Genomic DNA, 17,437 nt, shown 5'->3' on the forward strand with positions numbered 1-17,437 from the left:
AACGAGGAGTCGATCATCGCGCTCCGCGTAACGGCCGGTGACGGAGGATCATGAAGCGCGGCGGCGGAGGAATCCGGCGAAGAGCGCGGCGGCCACCAGCACGTGCATGACGCCGAGCGTGACGCGGGTGCCGGTGTCCATCTCGCCGGCGAGCGGGGCGAACGAGACCAGCAGCACCAGCGTCGCGACGATCGCCCAGATCACCGCGGCCCGGCGCGGGAGCAGGCGCTCCAGCAGAGCCAGGAAACCCCAGCCGAGCAGCGAGAAGACCAGGGCGAAGAGCATCACGGTGGGCAGGGGTACGTCGATGGTGCGCCCGTCCGGGGAGCTGACGGTGAGCGGGTGACCGCCGATGCCGGCCACGGCCAGCCAGAGCAGCGCGGGTCCGAGCACCGCGGCCGCTACCGCTATGAGCCTGGTTCTCATGATTTTTCCTCTCGGGTCACGGCGCCGTACAGGAAGAGGTCGACGAGGTCGGTGGCGGAGGGCGGGCCGGGCAGGCCCGGCCGGTGGAGCACGGTGAGCATGCCGAAGAGCGCGGTGGCCAGCTCGGTCGGCGAACGCCGCAGCGTCCCGGCCGCCACCTCGGGCTCGAACAGCTCGGCCAGCGCGGCGATGGTGCCCATCATGGCCCGCTCCCGGCCACCGGGCGGCGGCGCGGGGCGCGCCGTGGGCGCATCCGACGTGGGCTCATCCGATGTGGACTGGCCCGGTGTGGGCGTATCCGATGTGGACTCGTCCGGTGCGGGTGCTTCCGAGGTGGAGGGATCGCCGGGGCGGAAGCCGGTGGCGTGCAGGGCGCCGGTGATGGTGCCGATGCGGGTCACGTAGGCGCTGAGCGTCTCGGTCGCCTCCACGAGCCGGTCCGCGAGGGGTGCGTCGAGGCTGATCGCCGCGATGTCCGCGTGCACCGCGTCCGGCTGCAGCGCCTCGGACATGCAGGCGGTGAGCAGCTCGTCCTTGTCCGCGAAGACGCGGAAGATGGTGCCCTCCGCGATGCCGGCCGCGCGTGCCACCTGCGCGGTCGTCACCTTCGCGCCGAACTCGGCGACCAGTGGCAGGGTCGTTCTGATGATCATTTCGCGGCGTTCCTCCGGGCTCATGGCCGGAGCGCGCCGCCGCGTGCCGGGTGGCGTCATGCCACCAGGATATGAGTGAGTCCTCACTCATTCAAGGGCCTGCCGCGCCCGGACCGGGCGCGGCAGGTCGGGCTCACTTGTGGTTCAGGCCCCGCATCAGCGCCAGGATCGCCCGGTTCAGCGGCACGTCCACGCCGTGCCGGTCGCCGAGCCGCACTATCGAGCCGGTGATCAGTTCGTGCTCGGTGGCCCGCCCCCCGGCCCGGTCGTAGTACATCGACGTACCGTCGTCCGGTCCGAACTCGTCGTAGACCGCGATGGTGCGCGCCACGTCGTCCTCGGTCAGCGCCGCGCCGGCCGCCGCGCCGACCCGGACCGCCTCGTGCAGCAGCGCGCGGGTCAGCGCGCGCACCGAGTCGTTCTGCTGGATGACCACCATGCGCTGCATGGTGAGCGCGGTTATCGGGTTCGCCGCCGCGTTGGTGAGCAGCTTGCGCCACGCCGCGGTGCGGAAGTCCGCCACCCGCTCCACCGCGAGCCCGGACCCGGACAGCAGCGCGGCGAACCGGTCGCCCGGCAGCGTGCTGTCCGTGGCCGCCGTGGCGGCCGGCGCGGCCGTGGTGGTGAAGCCGGCCAGCGACTCCGGGCCGGCGGTGTCCGGGCAGCCCTGCACGGTGAGCCGCGCGCCCTTGCGGTGCAGCACGTGGCCGCGCTCCAGCAGTTCGGCGGCCACGTAGACCAGCGCGGGCAGCACCGTGGTCCCGGGCGGCAGCAGCGGGCCGACGCGCTCGGCGTGGTCGACGCCGTTCTGCAGCACGACGACCGTGGTGTCCGGGCCGATCAGCCCGTCGAACCAGGCGGCGGCCCCGGCCACGTCCTGCGCCTTGGTGGCGAGCAGTACCCAGTCGGCGTGCCGCGCCTCGCGCGGGTCCACCAGCACCGGTACGTCCAACTCGCGCACGCGGTCGGCGCGCTCGATGACCAGCCGCTCCGGCCGGGTGCGCGCGCACATCACGACGTCGTGGCCGGCGTCGTGCGCGGCCTCCGCGACCACCAGGCCGACCGCGCCGGCACCGATCACCGCGACGCGGGTTTGTCTCGTGGACATGAACCAGCCTCCCGAATAACTGAGAAGATCTTCTCAGTTGCGAGTGTGGCCCAGCCAGTTTGCGATCTCATTACGGGGACGTGGCGAGGCCGGGCGATACAATCCCGGACATGTCGCTGCCAACGGGACGGGTCCGGTCCACGCAGGCCCCAGCAGCGGAGGAGGACGAGCGCCCCCGGCGCAGCGACGCACGGCAGCGCCGCTCCGCGCTGCTCGCCGCCGTTGGGACGCTGATCGCCGAGCGCGGGACGGAGTTTCCGCTGGCCGAGGCCGCGGAGCGGGCCGGAATCTCGACCGCCACGGCGTACCGGAACTTCTCCGACACCGGCAGCGCGGTCGATGCGTACTTCGCCGATCTGATGGGTGATCTGCTGGAGGCGTTCGACGGGCTGCCGGTCGGCGACGACCCCCTCGCGGACATCCGTGTTCTATGTCACGAGTGGGTGGCGCAGGCCACCCGGTGGGGCGCCGCCGCCGTGCACATGCGGTCCCCGCGCGGCCTGCTGGCCCGGCGCAACATGGAGGACCCGTTCATCGGCGCGCTCTACGACCGGCTCGCCCGGCTGGTGGAGACCGCGATGACGCGCGGCCGCATCCCGCAGCAGGACGTGCGGTTCGCGGTGCTGATGTGGGTGACGATCTTCGACGAGCGCGTGGTCGTCGACCTCACCGGCACGCTCGGCTGGAGCGAGAAGACCGCGGCCGACCACCTCACCGAGGCGCTGCTGCGCACGTTCGGCGTACCGCCGGCGGTCCTGCCCCGGGCCATCTACGGCTGATCCGCCGGCGCGAGGAGCCCGTGCCCCCCGCGCCGGCGGGCGCACTCACTCCGGGAACGCGTTCGGGTCGACGTCGCTGGTGCTGGCGTTGCCGCCGGTCGTCGCCTGAAGGCTGATCTCCCAGATCGTGTACTGCTCCGCGGTCGTCTCGAACGTGATCGACTCGTCGAACTTGCTGAAGTCGCAGTCCCGGTTGAACCGCGTGCCGTCGAAGTCGCTGCCGGACGTCACGAAGATCGTGTACGCGCCGTCGTTGATCGAGGTGGCGGTGAAGTTGCCCTTCGCGTGCACGTAGAACGACATCTCCGGGCTGCTCTGCCCGTTCTTCACCAGGTTGACCAGCGCGTCGCGGTCACCGCCGTTGTCCACCTTCAGCTCGCCCAGGCCGCCGCGCACCTGCCGGTAGTAGTTGCCGTTCGGGGGACGCCGGTTCTCCTCCTTGAGCGCCTTCGGCATCCAGCCGCCGACCTTGAAGTTGGACGCCGGGTCCGCCGCCGTCAGCGCCGTGGACGCGTCCCGCATGGCCGCGCCGCCCTGCGAGCGGGACACCACGTTCACCGCCGAGGAGCCGGTGCACAGCGTGGACCCCTCCGCGGAGAGGCTGGTGTCCAGCACGTCCGTGCTCAGCGCGCTCAGCGCCGCGACCAGCTGCTCGTGCGCGTCCGACACCGACTCCGGCGCGGTCACCCGCTCCAGCTCCTCCGCCTGCAGCGCGAGCATCTCGCCCAGCTCGTCCGCGGCCGTGGACAGGTCGTCCGGCTTGGTGGTCTTGTTCATCTTGTCCCAGGCCGGCTGGATCGCGCCGTCCATCGCGGACAGCATCGCCTGGTACTGCCCGGGCGTCATCGCGACCGGCGTGGGGCTCGCCGCCGGCGTGGGGCCGCCGCCCCGGCCCTGGTCGTCCGGCCCCGCCGGGTCGTTGCCCACCAGCCACGGCACCGCGAGCACGCCGGCGCAGAGCAGAACCAGGACCAGCACGCCCGCGCCGACGATCAGGCCGGTGTTGCGCTTCGGCTTCGGCGGCTGCGGAGCCGGATAACCCAGCGGGTACGCACCCGGCTGTCCCCACCCGGGGGCGCCGCCCGCCTGCTGCTGGCCCCAGACCGGCGTGCCCGGCGCGGGCGCGTTCGGGTCCGGCACGCCGGACGTGGGGTAGCCGGCCGCGGGCACGCCGGAGGTCGGGTGACCGGGGGCGCCCGGGTAGCCGGGATGCTGCGGGTATCCGGGGGAGCCGGGCGCCGGCGGGTAGCCGGAGGCGCCGGAGACCGGCGGATATCCGGGCGCGCCGGAGGTCGGGTAGCCGGGCGTGCCGGCCGCCGGCGGGTAGCCGGAGGCACCGGACATCGGCGGGTAACCGGCGGCCGGGGCACCGGAGACGGGCGGGTGACCGGGGGCCGGGGCGCCGGAGACCGGCGGGTAGCCGGGCGTGCCCGGGGCCGGGGCACCCGAGACCGGCGGGTAGCCGGGCGTGCCCGGGGCCGGGGCGCCGGAGGCGGGCTGGTAGCCCGGGCCGGGCGTGGGCGGGTAGGCGGTCGACGGCGCGCCGGAGGTCGGCGGGATGCCCGCGCCGGCCGCGTCGCCGGAGGTGTCCGGTGCGGTGCCGCCCGGCAGCGTGTAACCGGGCGTGGGCGCGGCTGCCGTGTCGGCGGCGGCCGGCGCGGCGGTGGTGGTGTCACCGGCGGGCTCGCTCGACGCGGCGGCGGGCACGTGCTGGGTGGTCTCCGCGTTGACCGGCGCGTCGGCGGGCCGCGACTCCGGCTCGCCGGACCGGGAGCCCGCCGCGGCCGCGGCTGCCCCCGCCGCCCCGGCCGCGAACGCGGCCGGGGCGATCACCGAGGTCTTGTCGCCGTCGTCGGCCTTCTCCGGGTCGGACGTCGCCGCCGTCGCTGGTGCCGGGGCCGCGACCGGCTCGGCCGGGGTGGTGCCGGCCGTCGGGATCACGGTGGTGTTGTCCTCGTCGGTGCCGGACCGGACCGCCGAGGTTTCGCCGGTCGCGCGCGCCGGGGGCTCGCCGCCGGCGGCCGGCGCGGTGCCGGTGGAGATCACGGCGGTGCGGTCCTCGTCGGCGCCGGAGGGCGGCGTCGAGGTCTCGCCGGTCGCGGGCGAGGGGGTCTCGCCGGTGCCGGTGGAGATGGCGGCGGTGTTGTCCTCGTCGGCGCCGGACGGCGGCGTCGAGGTTCCGCCGGTGGCGGGCGGCGCGGTGCCGGTGGGGATCACGGCCGTCCGGTCGTCGTCCGTGGCGCCCGGCGAAGCCCCGGCGGCCGGGGTGGGGGGCGTGGCGTCCGGTGCGCTCGCCTGCGTACCGGTGGAGATGACGGTCGTCCGGTCCTCGTCGGCCGGGGCCGGTGGCGTGCCGTCCGCGCCCGTCGGGAGCACCGTGGTCCTGTCGTCGCCGGTGGGCGGAACCGCGATCGGCGCGGTCGCGTCGTAGGGCGTCGGCAGCGGAATGATCGAGGTGGTGTCCTGCCCGGCGGCGGACGTCACCGTGATGTGGATGGTGAGCTCCGGCGGCCCGTCCGCGGACGAGGCGTCGTTGCGAGGAAGCCGGAGGATCGCGCCGTCGCCGATGCCGGCCGGCAGGTTGATCGCGATGAGCCGCCCGTCCGGCGGCAGCGCGATGGTCTTCGTCGTGCCCGCGGCCGCCTCCGCGGCGGTGAGCTCGACCGTAACGATGTCGGACCCGCCGCTGGGCAGTCCGCTCCCCGAATCCCGTGCCATCACTGGATTATGCAAGTGCGTGTCACGCCCTTCCCGAGCAGGGAGACGCCCGAGAAGCCCGGTTTGCAGGCCGGAAAGCCATATGTCGGTGAATGTCGAGCGGACTCGTTCATAACGGCGCGCGCAGGTGAGCCGATCACACAGTGTCCAACCCTGTCCACTTAGAGTGAAGTCGCGGATGGTGGACCGCCGCACGCTGTCCCCCTCTCGTGACGTACGTCGGATATCGACCGGGCGAACGGGGGGCGACGGCGCAACCGGAATCCGTACGGCCGCGTGTGGACGGCATGACCACCCCGCGACCACAGGCCGGAGGCGACCCGACAGTGATCTTCGCGATTCTGAGATCTCCCGCGTTCCGGGAGATCGCGCTCGCCGTCGGTGCCGCGTCCGCGCTGACCGCCGCCTGGCTGCTGATCCTGCCGCACGCGGCGACCTCCGGCGGCGACACGATCCACTACCTCGCGCTGGCGGAGAACCCGCGGGCGCAGGTGCACACGCCGTACACGTACCGGATGCTGACGCCGCTGCTGGCGCACGAGCTCGGCGGCCCGGAGCGCTACCGTGAGGCCTTCCGCCTGGTGAACGCGCTCGCGGTGGCGGCGTCCGGCGTCGCGGCGCACCTGCTGACCCGGCGGCTCGGCGGCACCCGCGGCGCGGCGTACCTGGCCATGGCCGGGCTGCTCAGCCTGCCCGGGTTCCTGTTCTACCTGCACCAGCCGTACCTGATCGATCCCGCCGCGATGGCGCTGCTCGCCTGGTCGATGCTGGCCGCGCTGGCCGGCTGGACCGCGGTGCTGCCACTGCTGCTGGTCGCGGCCGCGCTCGCCCGGGAGACCGTGATCTCGTTCGCCCTGCCGATCTACATGATCTTCCGTACCCGGTGGATCGACGTCCCGGCCGCGGCCCGGACCGCGCTGGTGATCGTCCCCGGCGTGCTCGCGACCACGGCGGTGCAGGCCAAGCCCACGCACGGCTGGCCGACCCAGGAGCTGCTGGTCCGGGCGGGCGTCCGGATCGTCGGGATGAAGCTGGAGCAGCAGGGCGTCGTGGACGCGCTCGGCATCGCGGTCGGCACGTCGCTCGGCATCTGGTGGGCGCTCGGGCTCTACGGCTTCCGGCACGCCGGACGGCTCGGCTGGCTGATGATCCCGGTGCTGCTCCAGTTCGTGGTGGGCGGCGACTGGGGCCGGTTCTGCCTGTACGCGTTCCCCGCGCTCGTCCCGGCCGGTGCGATCGCGCTCTGGCGGCACCCGCGGCGCGCGGTGCTGATCGGCCTGGTGGTCGTGCAGAGCCTGCTGATCTTCCTAGACCTGTCGATCGACGGGCGTCCGAAGATCAACCAATACCAACCCTCCACGTACGTCAGCCTGGCCCTGATCCCGCTCACGCTGCTCGTCCTGCTGTGGCCGTCCCGGCGGCGGGCGCCCCGCCCCGAAGCCGGCCAGGGTCTCCCGGCGGTGCCGAGGCCCAGCACGGGTGCGGAACGGGCGGCCGAGCCGCGCTGACCGAACGGATCAGACGAGCGCCGGCGTGAGGTGCAGGCAGGCGTCCAGCGGCGCGCGGACCGCCCGCAGGTCCGCACCGATCGCGGTGGCCAGGATCGCCGGGCCCGGCAGCGGCATCACCGCGGCGGTGTCGCCGACCGGAGAGGCCGGTGGCGGCCCGCCGTCCGCCCAGGCCGGGTCGATCACCAGCAGCGAGCCGGTCGCCCGCCCGCCACCGGCCCGCAGCCCACCGGCGCCGAGCACGGCGGGCCCGGACCAGCCCGGCGCGGACGGGCCGGCGGACAGGTCGTGGCGGTAGAGCGTGCGGCCCGCGTACCGGATCGTGGTGTGCAGCCGGACGTCGCCGCAGGGCTCCCCGTGCCGGCCGCAGACGAGCTCGTCGCGCCAGACCAGCGTGCCCCCGTCCGCCACGTCGACCTCGGTGATCGCGTCGTGGTCGCAGCCGGCCGCGCCGATCAGCGGCTCCGGCAGCCAGTGCAGCACGCCGCCGGGCGCGACCGTGGCCCGCACCTCCACCCGCGAGGTGTCCGGGCGGCCGTGCGCGTGCGGCGTGGGCAGCGCGATCGACGCCGCGACCGTACGGACCACCAGCGACGCGCCCGGCTCGACGGTGATCTCGATGCGCAGCCGGTCGCCGCCGAGCGGTCCGGCCGCGCCGCCGACCAGGTGCACGTCCGCGGGCACGCCGGGCCGCCGCGCGCCGGTGCGCCGGACCAGCAGCGGCGGCTCCCCGGCGAGCGTGGGCAGCCCGGTGCCGCCGCGCCCGTCCGGCACCGCGACGATCCGCGCGGTGGCCCGCATCAGCCGGCCCTCCCGCGACGGCTCATGAAGCGACCGGCAGCCGGGCGGTGAGCTCGCCGCGGATCCAGTCCGCCACCTGCGAGGCGCCGCGGTCCTCCGCGATGGACTGGAAGATGGTGGGCAGGTCGCCGCGGCGGGCGCGGGCGTCGCGGTCCATCACGGACAGGTCCGCGCCGACCAGCGGGGCCAGGTCGGTCTTGTTGATGACCAGCAGGTCGGCGGTGGTGACGCCGGGCCCGCCCTTGCGCGGGACCTTGTCGCCGCCGGCCACGTCGACCACGAAGATCTGCTTGTCGATCAGGCCCTTGCTGAACGTGGCCGTGAGGTTGTCGCCGCCGCTCTCCACCAGGATCAGATCGAGCGGGCCGAGCGAGGCCTCCAGGTCCTCGACCGCGTCCAGGTTCGCGGAGATGTCGTCGCGGATCGCGGTGTGCGGGCAGCAGCCGGTCTCCACCGCGCGCACCCGCTCGGCCGGGAGCACGCCGTTGCGCAGCAGGAAGTCCGCGTCCTCGGTGGTGTAGATGTCGTTGGTGACGACGGCCAGCCGCAGCTCCCCGCCGAGCGACCGGCAGAGCGCGGCGACCAGCGCGGTCTTGCCGGAGCCGACCGGGCCGCCGATGCCGATCCGGAGCGCGCGCGGCGCGGCGCCGGAGGCGGGGGCGGGGGCGTGCGGGTCGGGGCCGGCGTCCATCGGTCCGTGGCCGTGCGGCAGGGAACCGTCGGTGTCCTTATGAGGCAAAGAGACGCACCTCCCAGGTGGCGTGGTGTTCGGCGCCGATGTCCAGCAGCGGCGCACCGTCGGCCGGCAACTCGTCGACCGGCTTGTCGAGACAGGTCATGGCGCGCTCCGCGATCGCGTCGCACTCCGGGGCGAGCCGGGCCAGCAGCGCGTGCACGCCGTACGGGTCCAGGCCCAGCAGCCGCACGGCCGCGCTCGCCGGGCCGCCGATCGTGCCGTACGCGGCGGCCACCGCGGCCCGCGCCGGTGACACGCCGGCGGCGGAGGCGACCACGCCGAACGCGATCGGCTGGTGCGGGTCCGCGCGAGGCGGGGCCGGCACCGTCCACATCGCCCGGCCGGCCCGCAGCAGCGCGCGTCCCTGCGCGCGTGAGGCGGCCCGCAGCGCCGGCGACGGCGTTCGGACGTCGAGCCCACGATCAAGATCTTCCAGCGCCGCGGTACGACCGCAGGCCGCCGCCGCGAACGCCGCCGCCACCAGCCCGCCCGTGGCCAGCCGCCCGCGCAGGAAGCCGTCCAGGTCCTCGATCGAGCGCACCCGCCCGGCGCTGACCTGCGCCTCCAGGCCGGACGAGTGCGCGTGCCCACCCGCCGGGAGCCGCCCGTCCGCCAGGACGAGCAGCGTGGCGAGCGAGTCGGTCGCGCCCATCAGAACAGGAAGTAACGCTGGGTCATCGGCAGCGAGTCGACCGGTTGCGGCTCGACCACGTCACCGTCGATCCGGACCGTGAACGTGTCCGGCTCCACCTCGATCCGCGGCGTGGCGTCGTTCAGCGGCAGGTCGGCCTTGCCCACGTCCCGCGTGCTGGCGACCGGGACCAGGCGGCGCTTGACGTCCAGCCGGTTCGGCAGCCCGCCCTCGATCGCGGCCTCCGCGACGAAGGCCAGGCTGGTCGCGGCCGCGGCCGTGCCGTACGCGCCGAACATCGGCCGGGGCAGCATCGGCTGCGGCGTCGGGATGGACGCGTTCGCGTCGCCCATCTGCGCCCACGCGATCATGCCGCCCTTGATCACCAGCGCGGGGCGGACGCCGAAGAACGCCGGATCCCACAGCACCAGGTCGGCGAGCTTGCCGGGCTCGACGGAGCCCACCTCCCGTTCGATCCCGTGCGCCACGGCCGGGGCGATCGTGTACTTGGCGACGTACCGCCGGGCCCGGAGGTTGTCCTTGCCACCGTCGCCGGGGAGGCTGCCGCGCCGCGTCTTCATCACGTGCGCGGTCTGCCAGGTCCGCATGATCACTTCGCCGACGCGGCCCATCGCCTGCGAGTCCGAGCCGATCATGGAGATCGCGCCGAGGTCGTGCAGCACGTCCTCCGCGGCCATCGTGGTCGGCCGGATCCGGCTCTCCGCGAACGCCAGGTCCTCGGGGATCGACGGCTTCAGGTGGTGGCAGACCATCAGCATGTCGATGTGCTCGGACAGCGTGTTCCGCGTGTACGGCCGGGTCGGGTTCGTCGAGGACGGCAGCACGTTCGGCTCGGACGCCACCGTGATGATGTCCGGCGCGTGCCCGCCGCCCGCGCCCTCCGTGTGGTACGCGTGGATCGACCGGCCGCCGATCGCGGCGAGCGTGCTCTGCACGTACCCCGCCTCGTTGAGCGTGTCCGTGTGGATCGCGGCCTGCACGCCGGACGCGTCACACACCCGCAGGCAGGCGTCGATCGCCGCGGGCGTGGTGCCCCAGTCCTCGTGCAGCTTGAACCCGCCCGCGCCGCCGCGCAACTGCTCCCACATGGACTCCTCGGAGACCGTGTTGCCCTTGCCGAGCAGCAGCACGTTCACCGGCCAGACGTCCAGCGCCTCGAACATCCGGGAGAGATACCAGGCGTTCGGCGTGACCGTGGTGGCCTTGGTGCCCTCGGCCGGGCCGGTGCCACCCCCCATGATCGTGGTGATGCCGGAGGCGATCGCCTCCTCCAGGATGCCCGGCGCGATCAGGTGCACGTGACTGTCGATCGCGCCCGCCGTGAGGATCTTGCCGTTGCCGGCGATGACCTCGGTGCCCGGGCCGATCACCAGGCCGGGGTGGACGCCGTCCATGGTGTCCGGGTTGCCGGCCTTGCCCAGCGCGACGATCCGGCCGTCCAGGATGCCGACGTCGGCCTTGATGATGCCCCAGTGGTCGAGGACGACCGCGCCGGTGATGACGGTGTCGAGCGCCTTCTCCGCGCGGGTCGCCAGCGACTGGCCCATCGACTCTCGGATGACCTTGCCACCGCCGAAGACGGCCTCGTCACCGCCGCCGCTGCGGTCCTCCTCGACCTCGATCAGCAGATCGGTGTCCGCCAGCCGGATGCGGTCACCGGTCGTCGGACCGTAGAGCGCGGCGTACCGTCGTCGGTCGATCCTCATGCGGTTCCGTCCTCGTCTCGCGGGCCGGTGGCGCTGTCTCGCGGGCCGGTCGGGTTGTCTGCGGGGCCGGTGGTGCTGTCCAGCGGGCCGGTGGTGCTGTCCAGCGGGCCGGCGGCCTCGCCGCGCAGGCCGGGGACGATGCGGCGGCCGCCGAGCGGCACCAGGTCCACCTCGCGCGGCACGCCCGGCTCGAACCGCACGGACGTGCCCGCCGGCACCGCCAGCCGGTGCCCCCACGCGGCCCGCCGGTCGAAGTCCAGCGCCGGGTTCGCCTCCGCGAAGTGGTAGTGCGAGCCCACCTGGATCGGCCGGTCACCGGTGTTCGCCACCGGCAGCGTGAGCACCGGCCGCCCTGCGTTGATCTCGATCTCCCCGTCGCCGGGCACGATCTCTCCGGGAATCATCCGCTGCCCCTCCGCCTACGGGATCGGCTCGTGCACGGTGACGAGCTTCGTGCCGTCCGGGAACGTGGCCTCCACCTGCACCTCGGCCAGCATCTCCGGCACGCCCTCCATGACGTCCGCCCGGGTCAGCACGGTCCGCCCGGCCTCCATCAGCTCCGCCACGGTCCGCCCGTCCCGCGCCGCCTCCAGGATGTAGGCCGTGATGATCGCCGTCGCCTCCGGATGATTGAGGCGCAACCCTCGCTCACGGCGCTTCCGCGCCACCTCCGCGGCGACGTGGATGAGCAGCCGATCCTGCTCGTGGCGGCTGAGGAACAAGACTCCGACCTCCATGTCCGCTGACCCGGGTGCGCGCTGATCCGGGCTCACATGGCGACCGATGCTGACACCGGCACGTTTCGTCCCTGTTAACCCCTCACTGCCCGTTGATCACCACGCTACCGGCCGCCCCGCCCCACGTACCCACCTTTCGCCCCTCACCCGCCGCGGACGTTCGACATGGTCGAGGCGCCGTGGCGACGAATCGGCGATCCGTGCGAGGAGGGTCGCCTCGTACGGCGCCTCATCCCGGCCCTCGACATCGGCGGAGGCGTAGCTGCGGGGCTGAAGCGCTGTTCGAGTTTTTGCCGCTAGCGGGCAAGCGCCGACGGACCGTCCGTCTCGGTTCTGCGGCCCGGAATCGCGGCACCGAACTCTGGCTCAGGACTGCGGGCCGTAGCTGCCGACCGAGCCTTCTGATTTCGCATCGCCGTGCGAAATCTACCCATAACGTGACGCTGGTTGACCGTCCAATGTGGCTTTGTGAGCCGTGGGCACGTAATTCGGCGGGAATAACGTGCCTGCGGCTCACAAGGTGGGTGGCCGGTTGGAGGCGCGGGAATGGTCGCGTTCTTGTGGGCCGTGCGGCGATGGAGGGCGTGGGGGCGGGGGCAGGCAGGGTGCACCGCACCCTGGTTGGGGCGTGCGGGGAGAACGAGGGTGGGGGTGAGGAAAAACCGCTTCGGAGGTGTGTGGTGAGTCGGCTCTTTGTCGGTGGGCGGGTCTGGATGCCGGATCCGGTGGACGGGATCGATCTGCGGGTCGAGGGCGGGCGGATCGTCGAGGCGGGGCCGGGGCTGGGCCGGGACGGGGCGGAGGTCGTCGAGTGCGCGGGGCGGATGGTGGTGCCGCTGTTCGGGGGGCCGGTGCGGGTCGGTGGGGCGGCGACGTTCGCGGTGGTGGAGGCGTCCGAGGGGGCGCAGGAGATGGTGGTGTGGTGGCCGTCGCGGGGGGTGGTGCTCGTGGTGGACGGGGAGGTCGTGTCGACGGTTGACGCGGTGCCGGGGGGCTCGGCCTCGCCATATCTGGGGATGTGGGTCGACCGGACCGGCTACATCCGGCAGGAGCTGACGGCGGACGGGCGGTATGACGAGACGCGGGCCGGGCGGCGGCATGCGTACCAGGGGGCGTTCCGGATCGATGGGGACCGGATCGTGTACCGGGATGACCAGGGATTCTGGGCCTACGGGCGGTTCGCCGACGGCGTGCTGCACCACGCGGGGTACACCTTCGACCGGGGAGCGCGGTAGATATGGCGATGCTGTTCACCGGTGGCGCGGTCGTCACCATGGACCCGGAGATCGGTGAGCTGGGGCGCGGGGACGTGCTGGTCTCCGGGTCCGAGATCGTCGCGGTGGGGGCGGACCTGCGTGACCATCCGGGCGCGCGGGGGGCCGAGGTGGTGGACACGACCGGGAGCATTGTGGCGCCGGGGTTCGTGGACACGCATCGGCATGCCTGGCAGGCGCAGATGCGGCGGACCATTCCGGATGTGGGGGATCTGGGGGAGTACCTGTCGACCACGCTGGCCGGTGTGGCACCGGTCTATACGCCGCACGACATGTATGTGGGGACGCGGCTGGCGGCGCTCTCGGCGCTGGACGCGGGGATCACCACGATGCTGGACTTCTCGCACAACTCGCGCAGTGCGGCGCACTCGGACGCGGCGGTTCGTGGGCTCGTCTCGACCGGCATCCGGGGTGTGCACGCGTCGATGGGGCCGCACTTCGGGGAGTGGGATCGGCAGTGGCCGGCCGATCTGAGCCGGCTGCGGGCGGTGCTGCCGGACGGCGGGCTGGTCACGCTGCGCCTGGCGGCGCTCGCCACGGACATCGTGGGGCCTGATCTGGTGTACGGGACGGAACTGGCCGCGGTGGCCCGTGACCTGGACATCGCGGTCAGCGTGGACGCGGTCTTCGGTGCGGCGTCGTCCGAGGCGATCCTGGGCTGGGAGCGACGCGGGCTGCTCGGGCCGGGGCTGGAGCTGATCCACGCCACCGGACTGACGCCGGACGCCTGGCGCGCGATCGGGGCGACCGGCACGGCGATCTCGCTGGCGCCCAGCTCGGACACGCAGATCGGGCTGGACACGGCGATTCCGGCGGTCGACGAGGCGCTCGCCGCGGGCGTCCGGCCGGGGCTGAGCATCGACGTGGAGGTCGCGCTGGCGGGGGACATGTTCACCCAGCTGCGGGTGTTGCTGGCGGTGCAGCGGATGCGGGCGGTGGACCGGCCGAAGGAGCGGATCACCACGCGGGACGTGCTCGGCTTCGCCACGCTGGACGGTGCGCGGACGATCGGGCTCGACGCGGTGACCGGGTCGCTGACGCCCGGTAAGCAGGCGGACCTGATCGTGGTGGACGGGGAGGCGGTCAACACCATGCCGCTCAACGACGCGATCGGCACGCTGGTGCTCGGCGCCGACTCGCGCAACATCACGACGGTGCTGGTCGCGGGCCGGATGCTGAAGTCCGGCGGCCACCTCACCGGCGTCGACCCGGACGCGCTCCGCCGCGAGGTCACGGCATCCCGCGACGCGCTGTCCGCCGCGCTCGCCTGACCGGCGGCGCGAGCATCCGGAACCGGCCGCGATCTGGGCTCGCGGCCGGTTCCGCACGGGCGCGGTGATCGCGGCTCGCCGGGACCACCGCGGCACCGGCTCCGACGCGGCGGCCGGAGCGGCGGCGGAGGCCGCCGCGAGGTTGGCCCGCGGGAGCATGCGGGCCGGACCCGGCCGGGAGCGGGAAGATATGAATATGGGTCGGGCGCGGGACCCGCGGCGGCTGGGACGGCCGGGGTCCGGGGTGGTCCCCGGGGCTGGTGCGGTGCCCGCGGGAGCATGCGGGCCGGACCCGGCCGGGAGCGGGGAATGAGAATCCGTTTGCTGATCGGCAGGGCTGTGGTGCCGCCGGAAAAGGTGAGCGGCAGGCCTGACAGAATGCGAGGCTGACGACACCTGACAGCAACGACGAGGAGTTCACTGTCGTGATCCGAACTCATGACGCCGGGAGCCTGCGCGCGACGGACGCCGGCGCGACCGTGACGCTGGCCGGCTGGGTGGCCCGCCGGCGCGACCACGGCGGGGTCATTTTCGTGGATCTCCGTGACGGCTCCGGCGTGGTGCAGGTGGTCTTCCGCGAGGACATGGACGCCGCGCACGCGCTGCGCAACGAGTACTGCGTGAAGGTCGTCGGCGAGGTGGCCGCGCGGCCCGAGGGCAACGAGAACCCGGAGCTGCCGACCGGCGCGATCGAGGTGATCGTGTCCGATCTGGAGGTGCTCTCCGAGGCGGCGCCGCTGCCGATCCCGGTCGACGACGACGTGAACGCGGGCGACGACATCCGGCTCCGCTACCGCTACCTGGACCTGCGCCGCAGCGGGCCGGCGAAGGCGATCCGGCTGCGCTCCAAGGCGTCGCAGATCGCCCGGACCGTGCTGCACGAGCGCGACTTCCTGGAGATCGAGACGCCGACGCTGACCCGGTCCACGCCGGAAGGCGCGCGCGACTTCCTGGTGCCGGTGCGCCTGCAGCCGGGCAGCTGGTACGCGCTGCCGCAGTCCCCGCAGCTGTTCAAGCAGCTGCTGATGGTCGGCGGCATGGAGCGGTACTACCAGATCGCCCGCTGCTACCGGGACGAGGACTTCCGCGCGGACCGCCAGCCGGAGTTCACCCAGCTCGACATCGAGATGTCCTTCGTCACCCAGGAGGACGTGATCGACCTGGGTGAGGGGATCGTCAAGAACCTGTGGCGTGAGCTGGCCGGGCACGAGATCACCGAGCCGATCCCGCACATCACCTACCTGGACGCGATGGCCCGCTACGGCTCGGACAAGCCCGACCTGCGCTACGGCGTGGAGCTGACCGAGCTGACCGACTACCTGCGCGGCACCGAGTTCCGGGTGTTCGCGTCCGCGATCGACAACGGCGGCTACGTGGGTGCCGTGGTGATGCCGGGCGGCGCGGCGCAGACCCGCAAGGAGCTGGACGGCTGGCAGGACTGGGCGAAGGCGCGCGGCGCCCGCGGCCTGGCCTACGTGGTGCTGGACGCGGAGACCGGCGAGGCGCGCGGCCCGGTCGCGAAGAACCTGTCCGAGGCGCACCTGTCCGGGCTGGCCGACGCGGTCGGTGCGAAGCCGGGCGACGCGATCTTCTTCGCCGCCGCGGCAGAGCGCCGGGAGGCGCAGGAGCTGCTCGGCGCCGCCCGGGTGGAGATCGCCAAGCGGGCGAACCTGATCGACGAGTCCGCCTGGGCGTTCTGCTGGGTGGTCGACGCCCCGATGTTCGAGAAGACGGACGAGGGCGGCTGGACCGCGGTGCACCACCCGTTCACCTCGCCGAACGCGGAGTGGATCGACAACTTCGAGACCGCGCCGGACCGGGCGCTGGCGTACGCGTACGACATCGTCTGCAACGGCAACGAGATCGGCGGCGGCAGCGTCCGTATCCACCGCGGCGACGTGCAGCGGCGCGTCTTCGACCTGCTCGGCATCTCGCCGGAGGAGGCGCAGGACAAGTTCGGCTTCCTGCTGGAGGCGTTCAAGTACGGCCCGCCGCCGCACGCCGGCATCGCGTTCGGCTGGGACCGGGTCTGCATGCTGCTGGCCGGCGCCGACTCGATCCGCGAGGTCATCGCGTTCCCGAAGACCCGCGGCGGCTTCGACCCGCTGACCAGCGCGCCCACGCCGATCACGGCGCAGCAGCGCAAGGAGGCCGGCGTGGACGCGAAGCCGGCCGCCGCGGTCACGGCCGGAACCGCCGGCACGGCCGTGCCGGTCGAGCTGCATTGAGCCTGCTGGTCGTCGGTGCCGGAGGGCTGCTCGGCGGCGAGGTCTGCCGCCGGGCGCTGGCGCTCGGGCACCGGGTGATCGGGACGTACCACTCGGCGCCGGGGGAGATCCCCGGCGTCGGGTGGCGCCCGCTGGACATCCGCAACCGGGTGGCGGTGCGCGAGCTGTGCGCGGCGGTCCGCCCGAGCGTCGTGATCAACGCGGCTTCCCGGTACGAGGACTGGACGGTCAACGCGGACGGCGCCGCCGCGGTCGCGCAGGGCGCGGCGGACGTCGGCGCGCGGCTGGTGCACCTGTCCAGCGACGCGGTGCACGGCGGCCGGCCCGAGCCGTACGGTGACGACGAGGCGCCGTCGCCGATCACGGCGTACGGCGCGTCCAAGGCCGCGGCCGAGACCGCGGTCCGCGCGGTGCACCCGGCCGCGGTGGTGGTCCGGACGTCGCTGATCATCGGCGACGAGCGCAGCGCGCACGTGCGGACCGCCGTCGACCTGATCACCGGCCGCCGGTCCGGCGTGCTGTTCACGGACGAGGTCCGGTGCCCGATCGGCGTCGCGGACCTCGCGGCCGCGGTGCTGGAGCTGTCCGCCGGGACCGGCGTCACCGTGCTCAACGTGGCCGGCCCGGACACGGTGACCCGGGCCGAACTGGGCGAACTGATCGCGGTCCGCTACGGCCTGGACCCGCTGCGCGTGCCGGTGAGCACGGTCGCCGCGTCCGGCCTGCATCGCCCCGGGCACGTGGTGCTGGACTCGTCGCGCGCGTCCGGGCTGCTCACCACGCGGGTGCGCGGCATCCGCGAACTCCTCGGAGTGACATAGCCCGAATTGGGCCGTTTAA

The 17,437-nt window shown here is 73.6% G+C and carries 16 protein-coding genes; 6 read left to right on the forward strand and 10 right to left on the reverse strand.

Features of this window, described 5'->3' with window-relative positions; genetic code table 11:
* Positions 1 to 48: 48 nt before the first annotated feature.
* From J2S41_RS04565 to J2S41_RS04575, 3 genes are all read right to left on the reverse strand, one after another.
* Positions 49 to 426, reverse strand: a complete 378-nt coding sequence (locus tag J2S41_RS04565; RefSeq protein ID WP_310363457.1) for a DUF6069 family protein — start codon at positions 424 to 426, stop codon at positions 49 to 51.
* The gene (locus J2S41_RS04570) at positions 423 to 1,079 is read right to left on the reverse strand and encodes a TetR/AcrR family transcriptional regulator (protein WP_310363460.1); all 657 of its coding nucleotides are present in this window, start codon (positions 1,077 to 1,079) and stop codon (positions 423 to 425) included. Before J2S41_RS04570 ends, J2S41_RS04565 begins: the two co-directional genes overlap by 4 nt.
* 133 nt (positions 1,080 to 1,212) lie before the next feature.
* On the reverse strand, positions 1,213 to 2,187 hold the full coding sequence (locus tag J2S41_RS04575; protein WP_310363465.1) for a 2-dehydropantoate 2-reductase: 975 nt from the start codon (positions 2,185 to 2,187) through the stop codon (positions 1,213 to 1,215).
* 110 nt (positions 2,188 to 2,297) lie between these two features.
* Between J2S41_RS04575 and J2S41_RS04580 the strand changes: the two genes are divergently transcribed.
* Entirely contained in the window at positions 2,298 to 2,966 is a 669-nt protein-coding gene (locus tag J2S41_RS04580) for a TetR/AcrR family transcriptional regulator (protein ID WP_310363468.1), read from the forward strand.
* A 45-nt stretch (positions 2,967 to 3,011) separates the two neighbouring features.
* On the opposite strand, the gene J2S41_RS04585 is transcribed toward J2S41_RS04580, so the two are convergent.
* Positions 3,012 to 5,684 (reverse strand): hypothetical protein, encoded by a 2,673-nt coding sequence (locus tag J2S41_RS04585; RefSeq protein WP_310363470.1) that lies wholly within the window; start codon positions 5,682 to 5,684, stop codon positions 3,012 to 3,014.
* Between the two features lie 287 nt (positions 5,685 to 5,971).
* Between J2S41_RS04585 and J2S41_RS04590 the strand changes: the two genes are divergently transcribed.
* Entirely contained in the window at positions 5,972 to 7,192 is a 1,221-nt protein-coding gene (locus J2S41_RS04590; protein ID WP_310363472.1) for a glycosyltransferase family protein, read from the forward strand.
* A gap of 9 nt (positions 7,193 to 7,201) precedes the next feature.
* On the opposite strand, the gene J2S41_RS04595 is transcribed toward J2S41_RS04590, so the two are convergent.
* Genes J2S41_RS04595 through J2S41_RS04620 form a run of 6 tightly spaced genes read right to left on the reverse strand, consistent with a single transcriptional unit; the run spans position 7,202 to position 11,809 of the window.
* Positions 7,202 to 7,993 (reverse strand): urease accessory protein UreD, encoded by a 792-nt coding sequence (locus tag J2S41_RS04595; RefSeq protein ID WP_310363473.1) that lies wholly within the window; start codon positions 7,991 to 7,993, stop codon positions 7,202 to 7,204.
* Positions 7,994 to 8,015: 22 nt separating this feature from the next.
* Entirely contained in the window at positions 8,016 to 8,684 is a 669-nt protein-coding gene (gene ureG / locus J2S41_RS04600) for an urease accessory protein UreG (protein ID WP_310363475.1), read from the reverse strand.
* Positions 8,685 to 8,721: 37 nt separating this feature from the next.
* A complete protein-coding gene (locus tag J2S41_RS04605; protein WP_310363477.1) occupies positions 8,722 to 9,381 on the reverse strand; it encodes an urease accessory protein UreF in 660 nt (219 codons plus the stop codon).
* Positions 9,381 to 11,087: an urease subunit alpha gene (locus tag J2S41_RS04610; protein ID WP_310363478.1), complete on the reverse strand. Its 1,707-nt coding sequence runs from the start codon at positions 11,085 to 11,087 to the stop codon at positions 9,381 to 9,383. The genes J2S41_RS04605 and J2S41_RS04610 overlap by 1 nt, the downstream gene beginning before the upstream one ends.
* Positions 11,084 to 11,491: an urease subunit beta gene (locus J2S41_RS04615; RefSeq protein ID WP_310363481.1), complete on the reverse strand. Its 408-nt coding sequence runs from the start codon at positions 11,489 to 11,491 to the stop codon at positions 11,084 to 11,086. Before J2S41_RS04615 ends, J2S41_RS04610 begins: the two co-directional genes overlap by 4 nt.
* A gap of 15 nt (positions 11,492 to 11,506) precedes the next feature.
* On the reverse strand, positions 11,507 to 11,809 hold the full coding sequence (locus J2S41_RS04620) for an urease subunit gamma (protein WP_310376285.1): 303 nt from the start codon (positions 11,807 to 11,809) through the stop codon (positions 11,507 to 11,509).
* 740 nt (positions 11,810 to 12,549) lie between these two features.
* Here J2S41_RS04620 and J2S41_RS04625 point away from each other — a divergent pair.
* The 4 genes from J2S41_RS04625 (at position 12,550) to J2S41_RS04640 (ending at position 17,418) form a co-directional block, all read left to right on the forward strand.
* Positions 12,550 to 13,059, forward strand: coding sequence for an Atu4866 domain-containing protein (locus J2S41_RS04625; protein WP_310363483.1), 510 nt, complete (start codon positions 12,550 to 12,552; stop codon positions 13,057 to 13,059).
* A 2-nt stretch (positions 13,060 to 13,061) separates the two neighbouring features.
* Positions 13,062 to 14,369 (forward strand): amidohydrolase family protein, encoded by a 1,308-nt coding sequence (locus tag J2S41_RS04630; RefSeq protein WP_310363485.1) that lies wholly within the window; start codon positions 13,062 to 13,064, stop codon positions 14,367 to 14,369.
* A 425-nt stretch (positions 14,370 to 14,794) separates the two neighbouring features.
* Positions 14,795 to 16,597 (forward strand): aspartate--tRNA ligase, encoded by a 1,803-nt coding sequence (aspS, locus tag J2S41_RS04635; RefSeq protein WP_310363487.1) that lies wholly within the window; start codon positions 14,795 to 14,797, stop codon positions 16,595 to 16,597.
* A complete protein-coding gene (locus J2S41_RS04640; protein ID WP_310363490.1) occupies positions 16,594 to 17,418 on the forward strand; it encodes an SDR family oxidoreductase in 825 nt (274 codons plus the stop codon). The genes aspS and J2S41_RS04640 overlap by 4 nt, the downstream gene beginning before the upstream one ends.
* Positions 17,419 to 17,437: the final 19 nt, after the last annotated feature.

Origin of the sequence: Catenuloplanes atrovinosus (assembly GCF_031458235.1) — a bacterium.
In the GTDB taxonomy this organism is placed as follows: Bacteria; Actinomycetota; Actinomycetes; order Mycobacteriales; family Micromonosporaceae; genus Catenuloplanes; species Catenuloplanes atrovinosus.